Source organism: Metapseudomonas resinovorans DSM 21078 (assembly GCF_000423545.1).
GTDB lineage: Bacteria > Pseudomonadota > Gammaproteobacteria > Pseudomonadales > Pseudomonadaceae > Metapseudomonas > Metapseudomonas resinovorans.
This window is the reverse complement of record NZ_AUIE01000007.1, coordinates 40,909-61,738: the sequence shown is the minus strand read 5'-3', so window position 1 is coordinate 61,738 and position 20,830 is coordinate 40,909. Positions and strand designations below refer to the sequence as shown.

The following is a 20,830-nucleotide window of genomic DNA, read 5'->3' as shown; positions in this document are numbered from 1 at the left end:
AGAGCAGGATGAAATTCAGTGAACAATGGCTGCGGAGCTGGGTAAGCCCGCAGGTATCCCGCGACGAGCTGGTGGCTCGTCTGTCCATGGCTGGCCTTGAAGTCGACAGCGTTACTCCGGTAGCCGGTGCCTTCAGTGGCGTGGTCGTGGGCGAGGTGCTGAGCACCGAACAACACCCGGACGCCGACAAGCTGCGCGTCTGCCAGGTGAGCAATGGCACCGAGACCTTGCAGGTTGTGTGTGGCGCGCCGAATGTGCGCCCCGGCCTGAAGATCCCCTTCGCCATGATCGGCGCTGAACTGCCGGGCGACTTCAAGATCAAGAAAGCCAAGCTGCGTGGCGTCGAGTCCAACGGCATGCTCTGTTCTGCTTCCGAACTGCAGATCAGCGATGAAAACGATGGCCTGATGGAACTGGCTGCCGATGCGCCTGTTGGGCAGGACGTTCGCGCCTACCTGGGCCTGGATGACGTGATCATCGAGCTGGGCTTGACCCCGAACCGTGGCGACTGCCTGAGCCTGTCCGGCCTCGCTCGCGAAGTGGGTGCGCTCTATGCCGCTCCGGTTACCCGTCCGCAAGTTGCCGCTGTTGCACCGGCCCATGACGAAGTGCGTCCGGTCGAAGTGTCTGCACCGGCTGCCTGCCCGCGCTATCTCGGTCGCGTGATCCGCAACGTCGACCTGTCCCGCCCGACTCCGCTCTGGATGGTCGAGCGTCTGCGTCGCTCCGAAGTGCGCAGCATCGATGCCGCAGTCGACATCACCAACTACGTGATGCTTGAACTCGGCCAGCCGATGCACGCCTTTGATCTCGCCGAGATCAATGGTGGCATCCGCGTACGTATGGCGGAGGAGGGTGAGAAGCTCGTCCTGCTGGACGGCCAGGAAGTCACCCTGCGTCCCGACACCCTGGTCATCGCCGACCACAACCGTGCCCTGGCCATCGCCGGCGTCATGGGTGGCGAGCACAGCGGCGTCAGCAACAAGACCTGCGATCTGTTCCTGGAAAGCGCCTTCTTCGACACCATTGCTGTCGCGGGCAAGGCACGTTCCTACGGCCTGCATACCGATTCGTCCCACCGCTTCGAGCGTGGTGTCGACTTCCAACTCGCCCGCGAAGCCATGGAGCGCGCCACCGGCCTGCTGCTGGAAATTGTTGGCGGCGAAGCCGGTCCGATCATCGAAGCCGCCAGCCAGGAGCATCTGCCGAACGTTGCGCCGGTAACCCTGCGTGCCGATCGCATCACCCAGATGCTGGGCATGGAGATGGACGCTGCTGAAATCGAGCGCCTGCTCACCGCGCTGGACCTGAAGGTCACCGCTGAAGGTGCCGGCCAATGGAGCGTTGAAGTGCCGAGTCACCGCTTCGACATCAGCCTGGAAGTGGACCTGATCGAAGAGCTGGGCCGTCTCTATGGCTACAACCGCCTGCCGGTTCGTTACCCGCAAGCCCGCCTCGCGCCCCGCGCACGTTCCGAGGCGGCTGTCGAATTGCCGGCCTTGCGTCGCCTGCTGGTGGCTCGCGGCTACCACGAAGCCATTACCTACAGCTTCATCGATCCGAAGCTGTTCGAGCTGTTCAATCCGGGCGTGAAGCCGCTGATGCTGGCCAACCCCATCTCTGCAGACATGGCCGCCATGCGTTCCTCGCTGTGGCCGGGCCTGGTCAGTGCACTGCAGCACAACCTCAATCGCCAGCAGTCCCGTGTGCGCCTGTTCGAAAGCGGCCTGCGCTTCGTTGGCCAACTCGAAGGCCTGAAGCAAGAGCCGATGCTGTCTGGCGTTCTGTGTGGTTCCCGTCTACCGGAAGGCTGGGCTCACGGTCGTGACGCGATCGACTTCTACGATGCCAAGGCGGATGTAGAGGCCATCCTCGGCGCTGCTGGCAACCTCGGTGCGTTCAGCTTCGTGGCGGGCGAACATCCTGCCCTTCATCCGGGTCAGACCGCTCGCATCGAAAGAGAAGGGCGCCTGGTTGGCTTCCTCGGTGCACTGCACCCGGAGCTCGCCAAGGCACTGGACCTGGATCAGCCGGTCTACATGTTCGAGCTGGTACTGGCCGAAGTGATGCAAGGCAAGCTGCCGAAGTTCAGCGAACTTTCGCGCTTCCCTGAAGTGCGCCGTGACCTCGCCCTGCTGGTGGATCGCGACGTTGCCGCCGAGTCGGTGCTCGCCACCATCCGTGAAGCGGCCGGCGAATGGCTGACTGACCTCAGGCTATTTGACGTGTATCACGGTAAAGGCATTGATCCGCTTAGAAAAAGCTTGGCGGTCGGCTTGACCTGGCAGCATCCATCGCGCACTCTTACTGACGATGAGGTGAACAACACAACGCAAAACATCGTCACCTCGCTGGAAGACAGGTTCAATGCCACGTTAAGGAAGTAGCGTATGGGGGCTCTGACGAAAGCTGAGATGGCTGAACGTCTTTATGAAGAGCTTGGCCTGAATAAACGGGAAGCCAAGGAATTGGTGGAGCTGTTCTTCGAGGAAATCCGTCAGGCGCTGGAGCACAACGAACAGGTGAAGTTGTCCGGGTTCGGCAATTTCGACTTGCGCGACAAGCGTCAGCGGCCTGGCCGAAACCCGAAGACAGGAGAGGAAATCCCGATCACGGCTCGCCGTGTGGTCACTTTCCGTCCAGGGCAGAAACTCAAAGCCAGGGTCGAAGCTTATGCTGGAACCAAGTCATAACGACGAGTTACCGCCGATTCCAGGCAAGCGTTACTTCACTATTGGCGAAGTTAGTGAACTCTGCGCAGTCAAGCCCCATGTGCTGCGTTACTGGGAGCAGGAATTTCCCCAGCTCAACCCGGTAAAGCGGCGCGGGAACAGGCGCTACTACCAGCGCCAGGATGTGCTGATGATTCGGCAGATCCGGGCGCTGCTATACGATCAAGGCTTCACCATCGGCGGGGCGCGCCAGCGCCTCTCCGGAGACGAAGCCAAGGAAGACACCACGCAGTACAAGCAGCTCATCCGCCAGATGATCTCCGAGCTCGAGGATGTCCTTCACGTATTGCGGAAGTGAAGTTTTCAAAAAAACCTTCCACAATTCAAAAGCTTAATGTATAGTTCGCTCCGCTTCCGGTGATCCGGAGCGAGCTACAAAACGTCGGGGCGTAGCGCAGCCTGGTAGCGCACTTGCATGGGGTGCAAGGGGTCGAGTGTTCGAATCACTCCGTCCCGACCATATTTCTGAGAAGGCTCAAGCACTTAGCGGCTTGAGCCTTTTTCATTTCTGAGGCGTGCGCAAAACTTGCGCAAAATACGCGCAAAACTCAGCCCGCAATTTCCGCAATATCCAGGTCGGCTTCCACTTCGGACCAGACCACTTCCGCGTGGTCTTTCTGGTAATTGCGCGTCATATCCCCGCTGGCATGTCCGGCGATCTTCTGCCCGTCCTTACCCGCCCGTTTGTAGAGGTGCAGGGAGAGGGCGCGGATCTCGTGAAAGCCCGGCATCTCCTCTTCCTTCCAACTCTTGTAGCACCCGGCTTCGTCCCTGGCGTCCTTGAAGGCGCGGGTCAGGAAGCGCTCGTCGACCTTGGTCCAGTGGTCTTTGCCTTCGCGCTTCTTCTTCCGCTCCGGCCGGCGGTGGATCAGGTAGGGCGACAGCACGTCGTCACGGCAGCGCGCCAGCACGGCGGCCAGTTGCGGGGTGACCTTGATCTTCAGCCAGCCGGCGTCGGAGGCCTTCTCGGTCTTGCTCTGCACCACGTACAGGTAGCCGTCCTTCACGTCCTCGAACTTCATGTTGAGGATGTCGCCGCGGCGCTGCGCGGTGATCAGCGCCAGGTCGATAGCGTTCTGCAGCCAGTGCGGGGCGCGCCGGCGTATCAGCTTCAGGCCCTCCAGGGTGTGGCGCTTGCGCGTCTTCTTCTCGATCTTCGGGATGGTGTTCGCCGCCGGGTTGTCCGGCACCAGGCCGCGCGCGGCGGCGTGGGTGAACACGTCCGCCAGGATGGCGCGGGCCTGGTTGCTGGCGCGGGGTGTAAGCGGCTCGAGGAAGTCGGCGATCATCTTGATGGTGATCTCGTCGATTGCCCGGACGCCCAGGGTGGCGCGGATCTGCTTGAAGCGCACGCCGTACAGGTCGAGCGTGGCCTTGGCCAGTTCCCGGGGCGGCAGGATGTCCTTCTCGTAGGTGCCGAGGAAGTCGGAGAGGGTGACCTTCTCCTCACCCAGGACGGTGGCCACCAAGTCGGTTCCCTGCATGAAGGTGGCGTTCAACTGGTGGGCCGCGTCGATGGCGGCGCCGCGATCCCGGCCGAACTGGAACCACTTCCCGTCCGTGGGCCGGCGGAATCGGTAGGTGCCGCGCCTGCTGTCGAAGTACAGGTTGGGCGGCAGCCCCCTGTTCGCCTTGTTCCTGGGTCGTGGCACCATCAGGCCGCTCCTTTCAACACCATGTCGACCAGGGGATTGCCGGTCTGCCGGGTGTAGGCAGCCCAGTCGACGTACCAGATTTTACCGACCCGCTCGCCGGGCAGCTTGCGGTCGCGCAGTTGGTTGCGGATAGCCTGGGAGCATAGCGGAGTGCCGTTCTCGCCCCATTTGCGCCGCTGGAACTCGCTGATCTTGATCAGTTCCTTTCTCATTGTGGGATACCTCGGGGCTATGCGCGGCAGCCGCGACCGGTGAACCAGTCGAGCGCCTTGCAAATCAAGGGGTCTTCGTACCAAGTCTCGTTGATGCGAGACATGGCGCGGTCGTGGAAGAAGGTTGGGCCCAGGTAGCTGTGCCATTCCATGAACACCCGCCGGCCATCCTCGAGTGGCAGGCGGAAGTTCGGGCTGACACAGACGATGGCCCCGCCGAAGCGGATGCAGGTCATGCAGGCACCTCGCGGCGCGCCCACCAGCAGATGGGGCCGTCGTCGGTGCAGCTGATAGCCAGGATGAACCAGCCTTCGCCATCGGGCCGGCTCGGCTCCCAGTGCGAGCAGTCCGGGCCGCCATCGTTGAAGTAGGGGTCAGTATCGGTGTCGACCTCATACTCCATGTGCGCGGCAACCCAGGACAGCCCCTGCTCCTTGACCCAGTCCTTGGAGCGCTGTTCGTCGCCTTCATCGAACTCGGGCAGGTCGGGGTGCCACCAGTAGCCGTATTCGTCACGCACGACTTCGGCGGCCTGGATCAGGGTGATTTCTTCGGGCATGGCAATACCTCTGCCACCGACTCTCGCCGGCAGCTGGTGGGGTAGGTGGGGAATTACGGTGCGTCGGTCAGGACGGCCTCACAGGCCTCGCACCAGTAGTACTCAATGCAGGTGTTGGTGAACTGGCCAGAGTGGCAGGGCCCGGACTGCGCGGGAATCTGCCACGCCGCGAAGGCGTGGCAGACCGGGCATTCCAGCTGGGTTTCATGCATGGCCAGGTCGTCGATGGGGCCGGTGCCGGTCGGTCCTTCCAAGGGGCGTAGGATCACGGTTTCACCTCCTGGACCATGGCTTGGTGGCGTGGGGTTCTATTCATGATTGGCCGCCAGTTCCAGGAGGTTGCGTGTTGTGCGACGGAAGCCGTCAGTATTCGGCATGCCCTCCCACTTATGGCCTTCCGGGTAGGGGCTGAATGGCCCGAACCACTCCCAGCTCATGAGCCACCATTCCCAAGCCGCATAGACTTCATTGCAGTCGCCAGACCAAGAATCGTATTCGCCGCCTACACTGAGCATGTGGCTGACGCGGGTGCCTTGTTTCTCCGCGAGTGGGTGTGGCCCGTAGCTGTCCACCCAGGCATCACGGAACAGCTTCGGCGCCAGCTCAACGACCCTCTTGCTCAGCTTCTTCAGGATGCGCGCTTTCATGCCTGGCCCTCCGCGCTATCGCTGGCATGGAAGCCAAGCAACGCATTCAGCAGGGCCGGGTCGAACGCTATCAACTCGGCAACATACTCACCGGAGGCGGTGCGAATTACCCAGCCATCAAGTCGATATGATTCACGCGGCACCTCAACCATATTGAGGCTGCGCGCGGAATGGTCGGATAGCTGCATCTGCGCGACACCCCAGGGAATCTTGACTTCCCCGACCAACTGACGGGCAGGCTTGATTAATGGCTCGCCCATGCGCGTCTCGCCTTGGGCTTCGCAGACCAGGTGATTGATGATCTGGTCCTTCCGGCGAATAGCCGCTTCCGCTTCCAACGCCCTACGTTTCCATATGGCCAGGTCATCGCGAGCACCCTGGTAGGCGTCGCCAAAGCACTCGCCGTTGATCACCAATTCCCAGAGCCCGTCTTGACGTTCGCGCCAAACACCAGCGTTGACCGAACGACCGTTAGAGTCTTCGCACTCCACGAACCGCCCACACTCATGGCCTGGGGGCCCATCAAAAACCACGCGCAATCCGCCATGCTGCGCGGTGAGGGATGCTTGCCATGCCCACCAGCCGGTTTGAACGCTGGGTACGACGTAGAGCCCGGCGATGTCCCGCACCATCACTGCCGAGTCAAAGTCGTAGCCGAGGGCCTTGGCCTTTGCTTCGCAGGCCGCTTCGTAAAGGCGCCGCTGTTGTTCAAGTTGCTCGTCGGTCACGACTGCTGCTCCTTCCGCTCGAATGCGGCGGTGAACTCGGTTATTTCGGTGCTGAGGTCCTGGGCCTGGACGCTGCAATGGTTGAGGTGGCGCTTGGCGCGCTTCAGCAGAGCGATGGCCTGGGCCAGGGGATGGTCGGTAAGCAGGCTCTCGGTGAGCTTCTGCCGGGCGGACATGTCGAGGCTCATGCCGGCACTCCTTCCTTGGCGAACAGGTAGTCGATGAACTCGGCGGCGCTGGGCAGCAGGTCGCTCGAGCGGAAGACGGGGAGGCGCAGGGCGTCGGCCCGGGCGATCTCGGCCAGGGTGCCTTCGGAACGGCCCCAACCCTCGATCAGCACCACGGCGTCGCAGCGCTCCATCAATTCCATGGTCCCGCGTAGCCAGAACGCATCGCCCAGGTCGGGCAGGTCGGCATCCATGTGGGCGGTGTTCATGTGCGGAACGAGCGGGAACCAGCCGAGGGTGCAGGCGTAGAGCGCCAGGCGGCGGGCTGCCTCGATATTGGCGGCAATAGTTTCCCGGTCCGGCCCACGGTAAGGACCGGCAACGTACAGAATCGGTTGCATTGAAGAGCCTCCCTGGCGGGTGTGGCGGTGTGGATGGGATGGATCAGGACTGAGGCGGGACGGGACGGCAGCGGATGCAGGGGCAGAGCTCAACCTGCTTGCCGGTGGAGCGGCAGAAGATGGGCGGGTCATCTGGCTTATCTTCCATGGTTCTCGTGGTAGCCGAATCGCAGCTCGGCAGACTTCCTGGCAGCAACAGCTTCGAAGAGCTCTTGGTGCTTGCCTAGAAACACGGGCTTCTTATCCCTGTGCGCGTACACCTGCCACTTCTGATCCCTAGTGCACCAGCACACGCCGATGACACCGCTGGAGTTGTTCTTCGGCTTCTTCATGTTCCGCGCGTTCTCGGATGGCGTTACTGCCCGCAGGTTCTCCCAGCGGTTGTCATGTCGGATGCCATTGATGTGATCCACCTGCATCCCGGTGATGTCGACGTCCATTAGAGCGAACGCCAGGCGGTGCAGAGCGCAGCTCCGATGCCCAATTCTCACGACCATGTACCCGTACTTATTTAGGGTCCCAGCTTTGTCGCCGGGGAACATCCGGCTGACTAGGATCTTCCAGAAGAAGTCGCCGGTGACTGGGTCATAGCGCAGGATGTCGCCCAGATTGCTGGGCGGCGGTCGATCTCTAGGCATGAGAATTCCTCGGCGCCGTAGTGGCGCTATGGCATGGAGTGGGGTAGGTTCGTTCAGGCAAAGATTGGCCAATAGGGAGTTCGTGGTGGGAAGGAAAAGGGCTATTCGGAATATCGTGTGTAAACCCTAATCCAACTGTATAATCAAAATCCGGATTATCGTGTGGAGTCAGGTTATGCAGAATCCTAGAATCGTCTGCCAGTTCAGCTGCGGGGCAGCTTCGGCGGTAGCCACCAAACTGGCCTTGGCTGAGTACGGCGCAACCCACGATGTGCAGATCGTCAACGCCTTCCTGGCAAACGAGCACCAAGACAATCGCCGCTTTCTGGCCGACTGCGAGACCTGGTTTGGTCAGCCGATCACCGTGTTGCGTGACGAGAAGTACGGTGCCGATGTGATCAACGTGTTCCGGCGTGAGCGCTACATGAAGGGGCGGACAGGGGCTCCATGCACCAAGCTGCTCAAGCGCCGCCTGCTCGATGCCTGGAAGCAACCAGGTGACGTTATGGTGTTTGGCTACACCGCCGAGGAAGCCGACCGCTTGGAGGACTTCCGGGAGCGCAATCCAGATCGTCCCGTGATTGCCCCGCTGATCGAACGCGGCCTGGGCAAGGAGGATTGCAAAGCCATGGTGCAGCGCGCTGGGATCGAGCTTCCCATCATGTATCGCTTGGGCTACGAGAATGCGAACTGCATTGGCTGTGTAAAGGGTGGCGAGGGGTACTTCCGCGCGATCCGTGCCGACTTCCCCGAGCAGTTCGAAGCCCTGTGCCAGGTTCAAGACGAGCTTGGCCCAGGCTCCTATCTCTTCCGGAATCGCAAGACCGGCGAGCGCTATTCTCTTCGTGATTTGCCTCCTGGGCCGATGCGCCGCAACGAGGCAATACCAGCCTGCTCCTTCTTCTGCGAAATAGCTGAGCAAGCATTTACCCCGCAGGAGAGGCCAGCGGCCTTAACTCAGGACATAATCGCGGCTTTTGGCTAGTAAGCGCGCCTGATGACCGACATCCTCGACCTGCCAGATTGGAACGTTCTGACCTCTCGCCTCGATGACGGCACCTACACCATCGAGGCGGAGTACACCCTGCCGCTCCAGGCCTGCACCAAGTGCGGCGTAGTGGGCAAGCTGTACCGCCACGGCCCCAAGGTCGTCACGTATCGCGATAGCCCCATCAGGGGTGCTCACGTGCAGCTGGCGGCCAAGGTTCAGCGGTACAAGTGCCGTGAGTGTGGCGGCACCTCCTTGCAGCCATTGGGCGGGGTTGAGGTTGACCGCCGGATGACTCAGCGCTGTGTTGAGTACATCAAGACGCAGTGCATGCGAGACACCTTCACCAGGCTCTCGCAACACATCGGCTGCGATGAGAAGACCATTCGCAACATCGCCAACGATTACGTCCAGCACATGAACACCCAGTTCAGGCCGTACCTGCCTAACTGGCTGGGAATCGATGAAACCAAGATCGCAGGTGACATGCGCTGCGTCCTGACAGATGTGGGCCGCAACGTGCCTATCGATATCCTTCCAAGCCGCGATCAGGACACCCTGGCGCGCTGGCTGGCGGCCTTCCCAGACCGTTCAACGCTGCTTGGGGTGGCTACCGACATGTGGCGGCCATACCTCAACGTGGTGAACATGATGGCCCCGGGCGTGCCGGTCGTGATCGACAAGTTCCACGTTGTCAGGATGGCCAACTATGCCCTGGACAAGACTCGTATTCGCCGAGGCAAAGCCCAGGGCGTCAAGGTCAACAAGGAGTGGAAGCGCAGCAAGGTGCTGCTCAACAAGAGCGCCGCTAACCTCACTGACAAGCAGTCCTTCAACCTCGATATGTGGCTGGACAACGACCCCGAGGTCGCCCAGTCCTACCAGCTGAAGGAAGATTTCTATGCCCTGTACAACCTGCCCAAGGCAGAAGCTATCCCTGCCATGGAGAGCTGGGTTCAACGGGTGAAGGCGAGTGACGTAGCTGCTGACTACAAAGACCTGCTGTCAGCCCTGAAGAACTGGCGGCAGCAGATCGTCAACTACTTCGATCACCCCATCACCAACGGCTACACCGAAGCCCTGAACGGCATGACGAAGGTAATCAACCGTAACGGGCGCGGCTACACGTTCGAGATCATCAGGGCGCGCGTGCTGTTCTCCAACAATGCTCGTGCAGGTCAGTCGCCGGAGTGGTTCTGCGTCAGCTGCGGCGGTCTGTTCTTCGAGGATGAGCGTGCTGTCTGGCTGCCAGTGGAGTCGGGTGACACTCGCCGCCACTGCCTCTGCAAGGAATGCAATGAGCGTTCGATTACACACGCCAAGGAGTTCTACGACAACCTTGATGAGTTCTTCGAATCCACACTATTTTCCGAATAGCCAGGAAAAGAACGCTTATAGGTGTTGGGGCGACCCTTATATATCTGGCCTGGATATCAACTATCGTCATCCCAAGATTTGAAGAGCTCTACGAACTTCAACTCAATGCGTTTGGAGATTTCTTTGCTGGAATATTTGGCCCGTTGGCTTTCTTGTGGCTCGTGCTTGGGTACTTCCAGCAGGGTGAAGAACTTCGTTTGCAGGCCAATGAATTGAAGAACTCTGTTGAGCAGCAGAAGGAACTGGTTGGCGTGACCAGGGAACAACTAAGTGCTGAGCGGGAAGTGGCCAGGGAAGAGAGAGAGCGGCGGATTGCATCCATTCAGCCAATCTTTGGATTCAGCGAGCTGATCTGTCAGCAAAGTACCTCTGGGGAATGCTGCTTCTACGGCGACGTGCAAAACGTCGGCGGGAGCATAACTGAGTTGAATGTAGATATTGATTCTGATCATTTTGCTCTGGTTCAGAGTCATTATCCTGCGGTAAGCAATGGCCAGAGCTTTAGGCTCTATATAAGGCTGGATGACATGGCCAATTTATTTGGATTCACCGGACGATTCCATTTTCGAGATGCAGAGGGTGGATACAGCACTCAAACATTTGGATTTGCCCCGGTGCCGGCTACACCTGATCGGCTGGCAACGCTCAGACGAGTTTCTCCTGGCTGACCCTGCTCTCACCTAGAAGTTTGCCAACTATCAGGGTCAACATATTGACCTCGCCTATTCACACCACCCTGCAATGCCACGACTGCGCATAGGCCACCCCGTCGATGATCTCCGTTCCGGTGATCACCAGGGCGAGGGTGGCCATGGGCATCAGGCAGCCTGGGCCCGATACAGCCTGATCAGCTTCCCGGCGTTCAACTCGATCAGGTCGGCCGGGTCCTGGGGGCAGACGGCATTGCCGATGCCCTTGATCTGGTTCTCCACGGATATCCCCTTCCACTCCAGCGCGCCCGTCACCGGGTCTTCGAACAGGCCTCGGTCGATGATGTAGTCCTCGCGGAACCCCATCGACAGCTTCAGCTCGCGCGGGCGCAGCATCCGCAGGGTGAAGTCCACCAGCACGTAGTCGCCGACCAGCACCAGGTCGACCGGATCCGGGAAGTGTTCCGGCAGGTACTTGTGCAGGAAGGCGGCGCACTGCTTGGCCTTATCCAGCAGCTCGGGCGGCAGGATGTCGGCCGGCACCTGGTGCACGGTGACCAGCCCCATGCGGGCCTTGGTCGGGAAGGTGTGTGCCGGGTCATGCAGGCTCTGCCACTGGCCACCGGACTTGTAGTACTTCACCAGAAATGCCGCCGCGAGCCGCTGGTTGGTACCCCTGCTGGTGATGGTGCTGATCGGGTCGTTCATCGAGCGTCCGGCGCCATCGTAGAAGCCGCCGTTCGCCTGCTCCATGAAGCATGCCGCGATGGCGTGATGTCCCGAGTTGGTGGTCAGAGTGTTGATCGGGCTGTGCAGGCTGGAGCCGGTGGAGCCCTTGCGCAGGGTGATCAGGTTCGCCGCGGCCAGGGCGAAGTGGCCGCCCTTCACCTGGGCGCACTGGGTGCGTAGTGGCTCCTGCACGCTGAAGGTGCGCTGGCTCGATGCATTGGCGAACTCGGTCAGGTAGGGCGCAAGGGAGCCATCCTCCAGCGGTACGATGAAGGGCTTGTCGGTCTCAACGACGTGCTTCCAGAAGCCCTTGGCCACTCGCCGATTGGAATTGGCCACCAGGCGACCGTCGATGATCGACTTGCCTAGGTCGGAGAAGTCGATGCACTGCCACACCGGCTTCCAGCCTTCCTGGCCCTTGCCCGGGTTCTGGTGAAACTTCGGCTTGGTCCAGAGGATCGGCTCGCCATCGCGCCGCGCGATCAGGAACAGGCGCTTGCGGATGGTCGGGGTACCGGCGTTGGCCGCAACCCGAACCTGCCATTCCACCTTGTACCCCATGCCGCGCACTAGGTCGGCGGCTGTGACGTGCCGCCCGATGGCCTTGAGGATGTCGTCGAAGTCCGGGTGATCGTCCGACAGCCCACCGCCCAGGGCAGCGATGAAGGCCTTGAAGGTGCGCCCGCGCTCGCTCTTGATCGGCTTGTGATCCTCACCGAGCGGGCCCCAATCCTGGAACTCCTCGACGTTCTCCAAGAAGATCATGCGCGGGCGGGTGGCCTGGGCCCACTGGATCACGACCCAGGCAAGACTGCGGATCTTCCGGTTCACCGGCTTGCCGCCCTTGGCCTTGCTGAAGTGGCGGCAGTCCGGTGAGGCCCAGAGAATCCCGACCGGCTGACCGCCGGTGGCCTCGACCGGATCGACCTCGAACACGTCGGTAATGAAGTGCTTGGTGTTCGGGTGGTTGGCGCGGTGAATCGCGATCGCCGTGGGGTTGTGGTTGATCGCGATGTCCGGGTGGCGGTAGACACTGGCACCGCCATCGCTGGCGCCGCCGATGCCGGCAAACAGGTCGACGTACAGCTCCCATTCAAGAGGGAGCGGCAGGGGCTGGAATGCCGTCATGCTGCTGATTCCTTGGAGTCGTTGAAGATGTCGAGCTGGGCGGCGCCCTCGTTCCAGGCGGTTTCCAGGCGCGCCCGCGCGATGTCGGCATAGCCGGGGTTGAGTTCGCAGAGGGCCGAGCGCCGGCCTTCCTGCATGGCGACCAGGCCGGTGGTACCGGCGCCGCCGAACGGATCGAGCACGAGGCCTCCGCGCGGTGCGCCGGCGAGGATGCAGGGGCGGATCAGGTCAGGCGGGAAGGTGGCGAAGTGGGCGCCTTTGAAGCCGACGGTGGCCACCGACCAGACGCTGCGCTTGTTGCGCTTGTCGCTGTAGTCGATGTCGGGGCGGTCCGGGCGGTGCTGTCCTTTCTGGCCGTGCTCGCCGGCTGTTGCCTTCGTCTCACGGGAGAAGCTGTAGCGTTTGCTGCGGCGTCCACCCACGGCTTTCATGGCGCCGTTGGTTTTGCCCGGCACACGTTCGCTGCCTTCCTGCTCATCCCATCCTTCCTGGGCCAAGCGCTCCACTGATGAGGCCGCCGGCGGCTCCGAGATCGCGGTCAGGTCGAAGTAGTACCGAGGCGACTTGCTCAACAGGAACAGATATTCGTGCGCCTTGGTGCATCGGTCTCGAACGCTCTCCGGCATTGGATTCGGCTTTTGCCAGATGATGTCCTGGCGCAGATACCAGCCGTCATCCTGTAGGGCGAAGGCGAGCCGCCAAGGCATGCCCATCATGTCCTTAGGTTTGAACCCGGGCACTGCCACATCGCTGCGCGGAATCGGTTCGTTGTCGCGCCGACGGGACTGGACCATCTTGACGTTCCCTGGCGCTCGCGAACCGGCGTAGCTGTCGCCCATGTTCACCCAGCAGGTGCCATCGTCGCGGAGCACCCGGCGCACCTCGCGGAACACTTCGACCAGGCGGGAGATGAACTCGGCCGGCGTCTCCTCCAGCCCGATCTGCCCATCCACGCCGTAGTCGCGCAGGCCGAAGTAGGGCGGGCTGGTGACGCAGCAGTGCGCGGACTGGTCGGGCATCTGGCGCAGCAGCTCCAGACAATCCCCGACCAGTATCTGGTGTAGGTCGTTCATGGCGATCCTTCGAAGATGTCGAGTTGGGCCTTGACGCATTGGGCCTGGCCGTGGGGCAGGGGCTTGTGGGTGAAGAACTCCACAAACTCGTCATCGGAGAAGTCGGTCACGTCGATCCAGTCGGGGTACATTTGCTTCCAGATGTTCGGGTGCAACCAGCGCGCCTCCTTGCGGTCGGGGCTTGCGCAGAAACGGTGGCCTTGGTCGCGGAGGCTCATGGCTTTCTCCAGGTCGAGCGATGCCGTGCCGCTGGTGCGGCTGGCGGGTGGGGTGGGTTATCGGTAGGTCTGGGTCAGGGCGCCGTTGACCTGGCGTCCACGGCGCAGCAGGACATTCGCCAGTGCGGCGCGGTCTCGGTAGCTGTGCGACGCCTGCCCGAGCAGCCCGAAGTAGCTGTTGGCCACGGCCAGCAGGTCGTCTGCTGGTGCTGCAGCCACTCGGCGTAGCGCCTCCTTCACCGTCCGCTTGCGAGTGGTGCGCCGCCAGGGCTTGATCACGTGGCCAACGAAGTCGATGCCGCGATCAGCAGGTTGAAGGATCGTCTTCGCCGGGTTGAGCCGGGCACCCAGGCTGGGCAAGAAGGCATTGATCTCGGACAGCCAGGCGTTCAGCTGCTGCGGTGATTCATGCAGCAGCACGAAGTCATCGACATAGCGGATGTAATGCTTGGCGCGTAGCTGGTGCTTTACGAACTGATCCAGGGCATTCAGGTAGATGTTCGCGAAGAACTGCGACGACAGGTTACCGATGGGTAGGCCGAGGTGCGCCGGCTGGGCGGTCAAGCGCTTGTGCTGCGGCACCCGGTTGAAAAGCTTGCGCGGGCTGCGCACCTCGCAGTCCGCGCGAGGATCGTGCCAGAGCACCTGCAAAGCCAGGCTAAGCCACCAGGGTTCATGGATCAGCGGGCGGAGCTGGCGGTCCAGCACCCGCTTGTCGATGGCGACGAAGAAGTTCGCCAGATCGGCTTTCAGGTAGAAGGTCGGCGTCGACCAGTTCTGGCTGGCGCTGCGCACCTTGGCCTCCAGGCGCTCGGCGGCGTACAGCGTGCCGCGCCCGGGTATGCAGGCGCAGCTGTCGGCGATGAAGGTGGCCTCGATGCTGGCGCCGATGTGGTTGTACAGCAGGTGGTGGACGACGCGATCCCGGAAGGTGGCGGCCCACACCTCGCGCGGCTTGGGTCGGGTGATCACGAAGCAGATGGAGCGGCCAGGCTGGTAGGTGCCGGCCAGCAAATCGTCGTGCAGATCGAGGAGGTTCTGCTCCAGGTCCTGCTCGAAGCGCCGCGCGCTGTTGGTGTTGCGCTTGCTGCGGCGGCAGTCGTAGTAGGCCTGGACCAGCTCCTCGAAGGTGAAGGATGCAACACTCGAATCTGCGGACGGGGCGGACGAGCCGCTCGTAGTCCTTGCCGTAGCAGTCCTGCCAGCCATCTTCGAAGTCCATGTTGTAGGCGTTGTTGGAGGAGAACTGCGACCTATCGTGCTATCTATGTCACCCGGCCGATAACTCGGCCGGCAAACTGCGCCGGACCTGCCCAACCGTTCCGCTGGTGGTTTCCGTGGTGCGCATGGCGGTGACCCGAAGGTCAGCGGCACGACCAGATTCAGCGCACAGACCAGAGAGCCTTGACCCTCAGGTAGCGGGCGCGGTTGCGGATGATTTGCCTTTCCAGGCGTTGGCCTGACGACCAATGGATGCGGTGATCTTCATCGCCTGTGCGTGTTGCCCCTTGGAGATGATCCCCAGATTGGTCAGGGCGCGGAGCAGGTGATTGATCATCCAGACGCTTTCGAGAAGGTGATTGAGGTGAGGTCGCTTGTCGGCGGCCATATTGGCCCGGCCGATCAGCACCATGACCTGCAGGCATTCATCGCGGATCTTAGATCCGACCACCAACTTCAGGTCGCGCGGAATGCTTCGCACCAGGTGCAGGACCACGCCGAGCAATTCCTCGGCGGCCTTGTGAATCTCCAGTTCGGTATGCAGGGCCATCCTGGCCTCCTCGAAAATCACTGGGCGCTGCCGCGCCCATCAATAAAGGATTGAAGGATCAAAGGAACTTTCTGCGGACGGGGCGGACGAGCCGCTCGCAGTCCTTGCCGCAGCAGCCCTGCCAGCCATCTTCGAAGTCCACGTAGTAGGCGCTGGTGGAGGAGAACTGCGTGCTGCTCCAGTGGTAGGCCTTGCTGAACAGCTCCGGAACATTCGCCTCGGCCAACTGCAGCTCACGGCGTGCTGGCAGGTAGAAGTCTCTGTGGCCGTCGGCGGTGAACTCGCTGGCCAGCTTGGCGGCTGGATGATCCTCGCTGTCGGCCAGCAGGGCACGGGTGTTCGCCAGGCCGTCACTGGCACTGCCGGCGCCTTCGGTTTCGTGGCCGTAGCCGCCGTAGGCCAGGGTGGATTCGGCCTCCGACCCGGCGGGGACGATCAGGTAGTAGTCCGGAGCACCGTTCTCGCCGCGCACCAGGCCGGCGTTGTGGCCGCCCTCGCCGGACCAGTACTCGCCGAGAGGAGGCATGATGCCGGAGATTGTGTTGATCTCGGCTCCCTCGATGAATTCGCCGCGGCTTGACTCACTGAAGAAGTTGATGGTCAGGCTGTCCAGTCGGTCGATCTTGAGCGCGGGAACGTTCTTCATGTCCATGAGGACTCCTCATCTGAAGGGTAGGGTGCAGGCGGCAGGCGCTTCCCTGCGAGCATCTGGCCTGACCGGCGGTGCCGGCCCCGCGAATCGCCTGCAAAAGCGAAGGAATGAATCAGTGGATTACTGAATGGGTACGCTGCGGACGGGGCGGACGAGCCGCTCGCAGTCCTCGCCGTAGCAGTCCTGCCAGCCATCTACGAAGACCAAGCTGTAGGCGCGGTAGGAGGAGAACTGCGTGCTCAGCCAGTAGAAGCGATCCTCGCGCAGGTCGGTGATCAGACCAGCGTGCTTGGCGGCCATCACCAGTTGCGCCTCCAGGCAGGATGGGATATGGGCACCCAGCTCCAGGGCCTTCACGGCGATCGCGCTGCCGGCTTCGGCCATGGCACGGGTGTTGGCCTCGCCATCGCTGTAGCTGCGAGCGCCTTCGATGTCCTGACCGTACTCGCCCCAGGCACCAGTGAACTCGGCGGAAGCGGGCAGCAGGATCAGTGCGCGCTCCCGACCATTGAGCCAGTAGCGCTCGACGAAGGTGCCGCCGATCAGGAGCTGGCCGCGTTCGGGCAGATCGGATGCAGCGATGAACTGAGGGATGTTGTCGCTCATGGGTTTCTCCAGGGTGAACGAGCCTTCCGCTGGCTGCGGGCGGCGAGTGATATGGGGTGGGTCAGGCGACCGGGCGTATGGATCTGCTGGTGCGCTGGGTGCGGGTGATCAGGCCCTTGCGATCGAGGGCGTTGATGCGGTCCTGAACAGCGTTCTCGTTGACGCTGGCGAGCTTGGCCAACTCAGCCACGGTGGGTGAGTAGCCTTTCTCCTGGATGAACTGTCGGATGTGCTCCAGGGTTTCGGCCTGCTTGGGTGAGGGAGTCAGTCGAGCCATTCGCGCTCCCGTTCCTCTTTGTCCTCGCGCGCCGCCTGCCTGATTCCGTGAGCCTGAAGCTGCCGCGCCACGTTTTTGCTGATAGTGATTTCGTGGCGCGGAAGGGCGAGCGCCGTCGCGGAACCTTCCCGACCCTGGGCGTGGGCGTTCATGATCAGCAGCTGAATCGCTTCCGACTGCTCAGTGATTCCGTGCCAGTCCATCAGGTCCGCAAGCTTCTGGTGGATACCCGGGCGGACGCGGTGTCGGAGTTCCTTTTCATCGAACTCCTTCCGCTTCGCCGCGGACTTGGCGGATCGGTCCTGCTGGGTCATGGCCATCAGGCGCCCTCCACCGACTCGGGGAATTGCAGGCCGTAGGTCTTGCACACCCGGTTGAACACTCGATAGTCCAGCTCGGAGCGCAGCAGGGCCTGGCGGCGGGTGAGACCAATCTTCAGAAAGGCGCCCAGGCGTTCAGCGAAGACCTTGTCGCGGGCCATCGCGGCGAGCTGTGCGCCGGTCGGGGCTGGCTTGAAGGTGATCTTGAACTCTCGCCCGATGGTGTCGAGCATCCGACGGCTGACGCCGAGTCGCGCGGCGATCTGGGAGATGTTCAACGTCTCGGCCAGTACGCGCACCTGCGGCGCCAGTTCCGCTCGCTTCGCTTCACGCCGGCCTTCCCGGTCCAGGTACTCCTTCGGCGGGATGTTCCTCGCTTTTTTGGATGCGCGCGGCGCCGGTTCAACCTCGCGGCGCAGGGGCATGGGCACTGTCTGCACCTCGCCCAGGTCATGGATGCGTCCGCCGCCGGCGAGGAACTGCTCAATCTGCGCGGCCAGCATGGCACTGGTGCGGCTGTTCGCCTCAACCGCGCTGAGTTCGTGGCTGATCATGATCAAGCCGCTCCGCGTTCCAGGTCGCGCGCAGCAGCGCAGGCGGCGCGATGCCCGGTACGGAAGCCGATCACCTTGTCGGTGTAGGCGTCCACCAAGTGGAAGAAGTTGCGGCCCTTGGGTACCACCTGGACCAGCCGGGGCAGGGGAGCGCTTACCGAGCGTTGCCGGCGGCGCAGATAGAAGGCGGCGATGGCGGCCTTGGTCTTGGCATTCATCTCGACCAGCTGGGCATGGGCGTCGATCACGCCTTGGGTAATTTCCATGGAGTGCACCTCGTGCTGTGGAAAGCCGGCCTTGGCCAGCAGGGAGGGAATAGGTGCCGGGCGAGCCGACAAAAAGGCCCGCAGTGCACGGGCAAGGTGACAAGCAAGCGATGCCAGGGAGCATCGGGGAGTGATCGGCTGGCCGGGCAATCCACCGCTATGCGCGTGGAGGTGGCCACCCCGCTGTTTGCTTCGGCGATCAACCGATCACTCTCCAATCCGCCCTGGCGGGGGATGGAGCCGTTGTGCCCGGGTGGCCAGCCCTCTCGTTGCCGCGCGCGGCGTCATGCGTTGCGCGGTGGCGCCCCGTGTCGTTACCGCGGGGTTACTCGTCGTCAGGATCAGACTGCCAGCGCTTCACCTCGTAGGCGAAGGCTGTCCACTTCTTCTGCTCCGCCTCGCTCATGTCGGCCCAGCGAGGCACCTCGTCGCGGACGATCGCCTTGCCACCAAGGAAGGTCACGCTCCCGCAGTTGCTGCCGATGTCTTCGTCGGCATAGCGGATCTCGATCGTCGCGTCTGGGAACCGCTCGGATACCTTCAACAGGATTGGCTCAGGGAAGGACCAGGCAGTGTCGAATCGCGCGGTACCGGCTTCCTTATCTACCGTCTGGTCATAGGCATTCCACTTGGTTCCCCACTTGGCTCTGGCGAACTCCATGTTGTGCAGATAACCGGTGGCGCGGTGGTTGCGCAGCATCTGCACGAACTGCTCGAAGCTCTCATCGGAGAGTTGATCGAGAAACGTGCGATCGCGATTGCCCGCTTCCAGAGAGGCGATCAGCGGATGCTCATCCAGGGGCTTGCGTCGCACGACATCGGCGAGTGTTTCCGCATCGCAGGCAATGCCGTTCCAGGGAAATTCCCCGGCAAACGGGATGATCTTGCTGAAGTCCACGCGGCCTTCCTCGTTGAGCATCCAGGCAATCACCTCGGGGGTTGCCTTAATTTCGGTTGTGACATGGTTTGGCATTGCCGTTCCCTCAAGGTGATTCGGTTGGTGTGCATCCCAATGCGCCCTGTCGCCAGGGCGCATCAGTGATGCTTGATTTACGCGTGCATGCTCACCGTGATGGCGCCGTTGCTTGCGCGCATTACGCTCCAGCGCTTCAGGAGGACGGCGGGGCCGAACTTCTTCGCGGCAGCCTTCTTGATCTGCTCGGCGACCGCCTTGAGCTCCTCGCCATCGTCGGCAATGGCCAGCCAGTCCAGGCGCTTGCCGTTGCTCAGGTGTGCATCGATGTTGAACTGGGCCATGGTGAATCCCTCCGGTTGCTGGCATCCCAAAGCACCCGGTTTCCCAGGTGCTTCAGTAATTCGTCGGTGCTGAAATTCGGAAATCCCGAATATGCAGCCGCCCTCAGCTACTGGCGTGTTGGGCGTCTGTCGCGTCTGGCTGTCGGTGCCTGATTACTCGCCATCAGGCCTGGCATTGCGTCACTTGGCCGCTGTGCTGGTGGGGCGCCTTCGTCTCAGGCATCCGGCAGGGAGCGGGTGGGTGCGTCCCGGTGGTGCGCTGATTCCAGAGGCAGCAGCGCGTCGGTCCGGCCTGGTTCCAGAGCCAGGCTTGGTCGGGTTCTCCCGCGATAGCAGTCGGTTTTGCTTCCGTCGCTCAGCCGAAGCTGTCGGGACTGCGGAAGGTTCGAGGTTGTTAAAGAGCGTTTAGGCCAAGGCCAGGGCATCGCTGCCGTCTTGCTGCCGGCGCGTTTGCGTTCGGCTTGGGGTGATTATTGTCGGCGGCAATATTATCGTCAATGCCGGCGGCAATATTTCGATTTGCGCGCAAACATCCTTTGCGAAGTACATTTCTCGCAGGAACAACAAAACCCGCACGGGCGGGATTCGGGGGGCGCGGGGCAGGCCTAGCCTGCTGGGGAATCAGGCCTGTTTTCGATCGGAAGGCCCGACCTAGAGCGTATCAAGCCTGGTGGTGGAGTAGGGAGCGGGCCGGGCCCAGAAACGAAAAGCCCCGCTCGGTGGCGGGGCTTATTCAGTTAGTAGTGGCTCCCCCAGAAGGCGACAGCCGTCCTTGCTGCTTCTGTAGGTCAAGGATGGCGTTCGTGGTCGCCGCCCGATCCTCACGCATCTCTTTGCGGAGCAATTCGAACTGATGATTCATGTCCTTTCGGCTCGCGCTCATCTCGTCGCGCAGCTGCAGGATCGACCCCTCAGATGCAACGCCGCCAAGATCAGTCCTGATGGCGCTGACCTTTTCATCTACTTTTCCAAATGCATCCCACGCGTACACATAAGGTCCGCCAAGGATTACCAGCACTGCCAGGATCAAATGCCAGCCTTCAACATTGATTGTGACCGCTCTACCAGCCATTTCCTCAGCCTCAAGAGCCATCGGCTCTGACACATCTACGTTGTCGAGTATAACGAAAGCCTGAAAGGTGCGCTGGGCGGACGCAATGATCTCGCCAGACGACCAGTATTCGTAGGACTCATACACCTCATCTATTCGGGCGGCAAAGGCCAT

30 protein-coding genes and 1 tRNA gene are annotated in these 20,830 nt (G+C 61.8%); 7 read left to right on the top strand and 24 right to left on the bottom strand.

Translation table 11 applies throughout. The annotated features are described in order from the left end of the window. Window positions 1-8: 8 nt before the first annotated feature. From pheT to G559_RS0107895, 4 genes are all read left to right on the top strand, one after another. Window positions 9-2,387 (top strand): phenylalanine--tRNA ligase subunit beta, encoded by a 2,379-nt coding sequence (gene pheT, locus G559_RS0107910; RefSeq protein WP_028627714.1) that lies wholly within the window; start codon window positions 9-11, stop codon window positions 2,385-2,387. 3 nt (window positions 2,388-2,390) lie between these two features. Further along, entirely contained in the window at window positions 2,391-2,693 is a 303-nt protein-coding gene (gene ihfA, locus G559_RS0107905) for an integration host factor subunit alpha (protein ID WP_003282572.1), read from the top strand. Next, entirely contained in the window at window positions 2,674-3,030 is a 357-nt protein-coding gene (locus G559_RS0107900; protein ID WP_028627713.1) for a MerR family transcriptional regulator, read from the top strand. The genes ihfA and G559_RS0107900 overlap by 20 nt, the downstream gene beginning before the upstream one ends. An 85-nt stretch (window positions 3,031-3,115) precedes the next feature. After that, a tRNA-Pro gene (locus G559_RS0107895) sits at window positions 3,116-3,192 on the top strand. Window positions 3,193-3,280: 88 nt separating this feature from the next. On the opposite strand, the gene G559_RS0107890 is transcribed toward G559_RS0107895, so the two are convergent. From G559_RS0107890 to G559_RS0107840, 10 genes are all read right to left on the bottom strand, one after another. Then, a complete protein-coding gene (locus G559_RS0107890; RefSeq protein WP_028627712.1) occupies window positions 3,281-4,387 on the bottom strand; it encodes a tyrosine-type recombinase/integrase in 1,107 nt (368 codons plus the stop codon). Next, on the bottom strand, window positions 4,387-4,599 hold the full coding sequence (locus tag G559_RS0107885) for a hypothetical protein (protein WP_028627711.1): 213 nt from the start codon (window positions 4,597-4,599) through the stop codon (window positions 4,387-4,389). The genes G559_RS0107890 and G559_RS0107885 overlap by 1 nt, the downstream gene beginning before the upstream one ends. 17 nt (window positions 4,600-4,616) lie before the next feature. Then, window positions 4,617-4,835 (bottom strand): hypothetical protein, encoded by a 219-nt coding sequence (locus G559_RS0107880; RefSeq protein ID WP_028627710.1) that lies wholly within the window; start codon window positions 4,833-4,835, stop codon window positions 4,617-4,619. Then, window positions 4,832-5,158 (bottom strand): hypothetical protein, encoded by a 327-nt coding sequence (locus G559_RS0107875; RefSeq protein WP_028627709.1) that lies wholly within the window; start codon window positions 5,156-5,158, stop codon window positions 4,832-4,834. The genes G559_RS0107880 and G559_RS0107875 overlap by 4 nt, the downstream gene beginning before the upstream one ends. Window positions 5,159-5,211: 53 nt before the next feature. Next, window positions 5,212-5,427 carry a hypothetical protein gene (locus G559_RS0107870; protein WP_028627708.1) on the bottom strand — a complete coding sequence of 72 codons (216 nt, stop codon included), beginning with the start codon at window positions 5,425-5,427 and terminating at the stop codon, window positions 5,212-5,214. Between the two features lie 39 nt (window positions 5,428-5,466). Next, the gene (locus G559_RS0107865; RefSeq protein ID WP_028627707.1) at window positions 5,467-5,805 is read right to left on the bottom strand and encodes a hypothetical protein; all 339 of its coding nucleotides are present in this window, start codon (window positions 5,803-5,805) and stop codon (window positions 5,467-5,469) included. Continuing rightward, window positions 5,802-6,533: a hypothetical protein gene (locus G559_RS30785; protein WP_036997138.1), complete on the bottom strand. Its 732-nt coding sequence runs from the start codon at window positions 6,531-6,533 to the stop codon at window positions 5,802-5,804. The genes G559_RS0107865 and G559_RS30785 overlap by 4 nt, the downstream gene beginning before the upstream one ends. Continuing rightward, window positions 6,530-6,721 carry a hypothetical protein gene (locus tag G559_RS28670; protein ID WP_036997137.1) on the bottom strand — a complete coding sequence of 64 codons (192 nt, stop codon included), beginning with the start codon at window positions 6,719-6,721 and terminating at the stop codon, window positions 6,530-6,532. The genes G559_RS30785 and G559_RS28670 overlap by 4 nt, the downstream gene beginning before the upstream one ends. Next, window positions 6,718-7,101, bottom strand: a complete 384-nt coding sequence (locus G559_RS29580; RefSeq protein WP_051246482.1) for a DUF1937 family protein — start codon at window positions 7,099-7,101, stop codon at window positions 6,718-6,720. The genes G559_RS28670 and G559_RS29580 overlap by 4 nt, the downstream gene beginning before the upstream one ends. Window positions 7,102-7,238: 137 nt before the next feature. Next, window positions 7,239-7,739: an HNH endonuclease signature motif containing protein gene (locus tag G559_RS0107840; protein ID WP_028627706.1), complete on the bottom strand. Its 501-nt coding sequence runs from the start codon at window positions 7,737-7,739 to the stop codon at window positions 7,239-7,241. Between the two features lie 175 nt (window positions 7,740-7,914). On the opposite strand from G559_RS0107840, the gene G559_RS0107835 reads away from it, so the two are divergent. The 3 genes from G559_RS0107835 to G559_RS30285 all read left to right on the top strand — a co-directional run bounded on the left by G559_RS0107835 (window position 7,915) and on the right by G559_RS30285 (window position 10,772). Next, window positions 7,915-8,724 (top strand): hypothetical protein, encoded by an 810-nt coding sequence (locus tag G559_RS0107835; protein WP_028627705.1) that lies wholly within the window; start codon window positions 7,915-7,917, stop codon window positions 8,722-8,724. Window positions 8,725-8,736: 12 nt separating this feature from the next. After that, complete coding sequence (locus G559_RS28660; RefSeq protein ID WP_051246479.1) at window positions 8,737-10,104, top strand: ISL3 family transposase; 1,368 nt, start codon at window positions 8,737-8,739, stop codon at window positions 10,102-10,104. A 143-nt stretch (window positions 10,105-10,247) separates the two neighbouring features. Further along, a complete protein-coding gene (locus tag G559_RS30285) occupies window positions 10,248-10,772 on the top strand; it encodes a hypothetical protein (RefSeq protein ID WP_155945687.1) in 525 nt (174 codons plus the stop codon). Window positions 10,773-10,922: 150 nt separating this feature from the next. Here G559_RS30285 and G559_RS0107815 read toward each other — a convergent pair whose 3' ends face one another. The 14 genes from G559_RS0107815 to G559_RS0107750 all read right to left on the bottom strand — a co-directional run bounded on the left by G559_RS0107815 (window position 10,923) and on the right by G559_RS0107750 (window position 20,830). Then, window positions 10,923-12,611: a DNA cytosine methyltransferase gene (locus tag G559_RS0107815; RefSeq protein WP_028627703.1), complete on the bottom strand. Its 1,689-nt coding sequence runs from the start codon at window positions 12,609-12,611 to the stop codon at window positions 10,923-10,925. After that, entirely contained in the window at window positions 12,608-13,684 is a 1,077-nt protein-coding gene (locus tag G559_RS0107810) for a DNA-methyltransferase (protein ID WP_028627702.1), read from the bottom strand. Before G559_RS0107810 ends, G559_RS0107815 begins: the two co-directional genes overlap by 4 nt. Next, the gene (locus G559_RS28655) at window positions 13,681-13,902 is read right to left on the bottom strand and encodes a hypothetical protein (RefSeq protein WP_036997136.1); all 222 of its coding nucleotides are present in this window, start codon (window positions 13,900-13,902) and stop codon (window positions 13,681-13,683) included. Before G559_RS28655 ends, G559_RS0107810 begins: the two co-directional genes overlap by 4 nt. Before the next feature lie 57 nt (window positions 13,903-13,959). Beyond that, complete coding sequence (locus G559_RS0107800; protein ID WP_081667967.1) at window positions 13,960-15,111, bottom strand: RNA-directed DNA polymerase; 1,152 nt, start codon at window positions 15,109-15,111, stop codon at window positions 13,960-13,962. 202 nt (window positions 15,112-15,313) lie between these two features. Continuing rightward, window positions 15,314-15,673, bottom strand: a complete 360-nt coding sequence (locus tag G559_RS0107795; RefSeq protein ID WP_028627700.1) for a four helix bundle protein — start codon at window positions 15,671-15,673, stop codon at window positions 15,314-15,316. Between the two features lie 58 nt (window positions 15,674-15,731). Beyond that, entirely contained in the window at window positions 15,732-16,325 is a 594-nt protein-coding gene (locus tag G559_RS0107790; RefSeq protein WP_028627699.1) for a hypothetical protein, read from the bottom strand. Window positions 16,326-16,445: 120 nt separating this feature from the next. Beyond that, the gene (locus G559_RS0107785) at window positions 16,446-16,931 is read right to left on the bottom strand and encodes a hypothetical protein (protein WP_028627698.1); all 486 of its coding nucleotides are present in this window, start codon (window positions 16,929-16,931) and stop codon (window positions 16,446-16,448) included. A 61-nt stretch (window positions 16,932-16,992) separates the two neighbouring features. Continuing rightward, complete coding sequence (locus tag G559_RS0107780; protein ID WP_028627697.1) at window positions 16,993-17,208, bottom strand: LexA family protein; 216 nt, start codon at window positions 17,206-17,208, stop codon at window positions 16,993-16,995. Then, window positions 17,196-17,528: a hypothetical protein gene (locus G559_RS0107775; protein ID WP_028627696.1), complete on the bottom strand. Its 333-nt coding sequence runs from the start codon at window positions 17,526-17,528 to the stop codon at window positions 17,196-17,198. The genes G559_RS0107780 and G559_RS0107775 overlap by 13 nt, the downstream gene beginning before the upstream one ends. After that, complete coding sequence (locus tag G559_RS0107770) at window positions 17,528-18,082, bottom strand: hypothetical protein (protein ID WP_036997132.1); 555 nt, start codon at window positions 18,080-18,082, stop codon at window positions 17,528-17,530. Before G559_RS0107770 ends, G559_RS0107775 begins: the two co-directional genes overlap by 1 nt. A 2-nt stretch (window positions 18,083-18,084) precedes the next feature. After that, a complete protein-coding gene (locus G559_RS28650; protein WP_036997118.1) occupies window positions 18,085-18,348 on the bottom strand; it encodes a hypothetical protein in 264 nt (87 codons plus the stop codon). A gap of 325 nt (window positions 18,349-18,673) precedes the next feature. Further along, a complete protein-coding gene (locus G559_RS0107760; protein WP_028627694.1) occupies window positions 18,674-19,321 on the bottom strand; it encodes a DUF1281 family ferredoxin-like fold protein in 648 nt (215 codons plus the stop codon). Window positions 19,322-19,398: 77 nt separating this feature from the next. Then, window positions 19,399-19,605, bottom strand: a complete 207-nt coding sequence (locus tag G559_RS0107755) for a hypothetical protein (protein WP_028627693.1) — start codon at window positions 19,603-19,605, stop codon at window positions 19,399-19,401. Between the two features lie 733 nt (window positions 19,606-20,338). Then, window positions 20,339-20,830 (bottom strand): hypothetical protein, encoded by a 492-nt coding sequence (locus G559_RS0107750; protein WP_028627692.1) that lies wholly within the window; start codon window positions 20,828-20,830, stop codon window positions 20,339-20,341.

Coding starts and splice junctions, on each gene's coding strand:
- pheT (WP_028627714.1), top strand. CDS start 9: ATGAAATTCAGTGAACAATGGCTGCGGAGCTGGGTAAGCCCGCAGGTA.
- ihfA (WP_003282572.1), top strand. CDS start 2,391: ATGGGGGCTCTGACGAAAGCTGAGATGGCTGAACGTCTTTATGAAGAG.
- G559_RS0107900 (WP_028627713.1), top strand. CDS start 2,674: ATGCTGGAACCAAGTCATAACGACGAGTTACCGCCGATTCCAGGCAAG.
- G559_RS0107890 (WP_028627712.1), bottom strand. CDS start 4,387: ATGGTGCCACGACCCAGGAACAAGGCGAACAGGGGGCTGCCGCCCAAC.
- G559_RS0107885 (WP_028627711.1), bottom strand. CDS start 4,599: ATGAGAAAGGAACTGATCAAGATCAGCGAGTTCCAGCGGCGCAAATGG.
- G559_RS0107880 (WP_028627710.1), bottom strand. CDS start 4,835: ATGACCTGCATCCGCTTCGGCGGGGCCATCGTCTGTGTCAGCCCGAAC.
- G559_RS0107875 (WP_028627709.1), bottom strand. CDS start 5,158: ATGCCCGAAGAAATCACCCTGATCCAGGCCGCCGAAGTCGTGCGTGAC.
- G559_RS0107865 (WP_028627707.1), bottom strand. CDS start 5,805: ATGAAAGCGCGCATCCTGAAGAAGCTGAGCAAGAGGGTCGTTGAGCTG.
- G559_RS28670 (WP_036997137.1), bottom strand. CDS start 6,721: ATGAGCCTCGACATGTCCGCCCGGCAGAAGCTCACCGAGAGCCTGCTT.
- G559_RS29580 (WP_051246482.1), bottom strand. CDS start 7,101: ATGCAACCGATTCTGTACGTTGCCGGTCCTTACCGTGGGCCGGACCGG.
- G559_RS0107840 (WP_028627706.1), bottom strand. CDS start 7,739: ATGCCTAGAGATCGACCGCCGCCCAGCAATCTGGGCGACATCCTGCGC.
- G559_RS0107835 (WP_028627705.1), top strand. CDS start 7,915: ATGCAGAATCCTAGAATCGTCTGCCAGTTCAGCTGCGGGGCAGCTTCG.
- G559_RS28660 (WP_051246479.1), top strand. CDS start 8,737: ATGACCGACATCCTCGACCTGCCAGATTGGAACGTTCTGACCTCTCGC.
- G559_RS0107815 (WP_028627703.1), bottom strand. CDS start 12,611: ATGACGGCATTCCAGCCCCTGCCGCTCCCTCTTGAATGGGAGCTGTAC.
- G559_RS0107810 (WP_028627702.1), bottom strand. CDS start 13,684: ATGAACGACCTACACCAGATACTGGTCGGGGATTGTCTGGAGCTGCTG.
- G559_RS28655 (WP_036997136.1), bottom strand. CDS start 13,902: ATGAGCCTCCGCGACCAAGGCCACCGTTTCTGCGCAAGCCCCGACCGC.
- G559_RS0107800 (WP_081667967.1), bottom strand. CDS start 15,111: ATGGCTGGCAGGACTGCTACGGCAAGGACTACGAGCGGCTCGTCCGCC.
- G559_RS0107795 (WP_028627700.1), bottom strand. CDS start 15,673: ATGGCCCTGCATACCGAACTGGAGATTCACAAGGCCGCCGAGGAATTG.
- G559_RS0107790 (WP_028627699.1), bottom strand. CDS start 16,325: ATGGACATGAAGAACGTTCCCGCGCTCAAGATCGACCGACTGGACAGC.
- G559_RS0107785 (WP_028627698.1), bottom strand. CDS start 16,931: ATGAGCGACAACATCCCTCAGTTCATCGCTGCATCCGATCTGCCCGAA.
- G559_RS0107780 (WP_028627697.1), bottom strand. CDS start 17,208: ATGGCTCGACTGACTCCCTCACCCAAGCAGGCCGAAACCCTGGAGCAC.
- G559_RS0107775 (WP_028627696.1), bottom strand. CDS start 17,528: ATGGCCATGACCCAGCAGGACCGATCCGCCAAGTCCGCGGCGAAGCGG.
- G559_RS0107770 (WP_036997132.1), bottom strand. CDS start 18,082: ATGATCAGCCACGAACTCAGCGCGGTTGAGGCGAACAGCCGCACCAGT.
- G559_RS28650 (WP_036997118.1), bottom strand. CDS start 18,348: ATGGAAATTACCCAAGGCGTGATCGACGCCCATGCCCAGCTGGTCGAG.
- G559_RS0107760 (WP_028627694.1), bottom strand. CDS start 19,321: ATGCCAAACCATGTCACAACCGAAATTAAGGCAACCCCCGAGGTGATT.
- G559_RS0107755 (WP_028627693.1), bottom strand. CDS start 19,605: ATGGCCCAGTTCAACATCGATGCACACCTGAGCAACGGCAAGCGCCTG.
- G559_RS0107750 (WP_028627692.1), bottom strand. CDS start 20,830: ATGGCCTTTGCCGCCCGAATAGATGAGGTGTATGAGTCCTACGAATAC.